We start from the raw sequence: 1,004 nt of genomic DNA on the forward strand, positions 1-1,004 counted from the left end.
AACATGAGTAAAGAAGGCGACTACGACGTAGAATTAACGACAAGTGATGGTCAAAAGAAAACCGTCCAAGTCCATGTCTTGAAAAACCATACAGCGGTGAATGTTCATGACTCAACGATTTATGTTGGTGATAAATGGGAAGCGAAGGATAACTTTGATAGTGCAGTTGATAAAGACGGTCAAGATGTTGATTTAAAAGATATCATTGTAAATGATAGTCAGAAAAATACTGAACAAGTCGGCTCTTTCGATGTAACTTACACATATGAAGGAATTACAAGCACTGCAAAAGTAACAGTCAAAGAAAACCAAGCATCTATAAATGTCCATGATTCAACGATTTATGTTGGCGATAAATGGGAAGCAAAAGATAACTTTGATAGTGCAATTGCTAAGGATGGTCACAAACTATCTTTTAATGAATTAAAAGTGGACGATCATGAGAAAAACACAAGTAAAAAAGGGAGTTTTAAAGTCACTTATTCTTATGAAGGGATAACGAGTACATCTACAATAACTGTTAAAGAAAAACCGATAAATTCACAAGAAAAATATAAAGTGGTAGTTCAATATCTGGATGAAGATGGAAATAAGATAAGTGATTCAGTAACTCTTACTGGGAAAGAGGGGGAAGCCTATCACACTGAAGCAAAGAAAATTAAGGGATATACATTAACTAAAGAACCCAAAAATAAAGAAGGTAAATTTACAAAAGATAGCCAGTCAGTTACTTATGTTTATGCTAGAAAAGAGTCAGGTAATGAGGATGCAATAGAAACTACTGGAAGATCTGAGAATCATTCTGGTAATTCACGAAATAAACCTATTCCTAGCAGCACTAAAAGTTATCCAAAAACAGGTGAAGAAACGAATAATTTGTTATCTGCTATCGGTGTAGCTCTGCTGGTACTAATTAGCGGGGTATTGATCTTCTTAAAGCGAAAGAAAAATGAAACAAACGATTAGATTAATAATAGACCTATATACTATGAATGGAAAATAGA

The 1,004-nt window shown here is 33.9% G+C and carries 1 protein-coding gene; it reads left to right on the forward strand.

Annotated elements, in window-relative coordinates:
- On the forward strand, positions 1-966 hold a 966-nt coding region (locus tag A5875_RS21900; protein WP_217809365.1), incomplete at its 5' end, for a bacterial Ig-like domain-containing protein.
- Positions 967-1,004: the final 38 nt, after the last annotated feature.

This window comes from Enterococcus sp. 3H8_DIV0648, from assembly GCF_002140655.1.
GTDB lineage: Bacteria > Bacillota > Bacilli > Lactobacillales > Enterococcaceae > Enterococcus_A > Enterococcus_A hulanensis.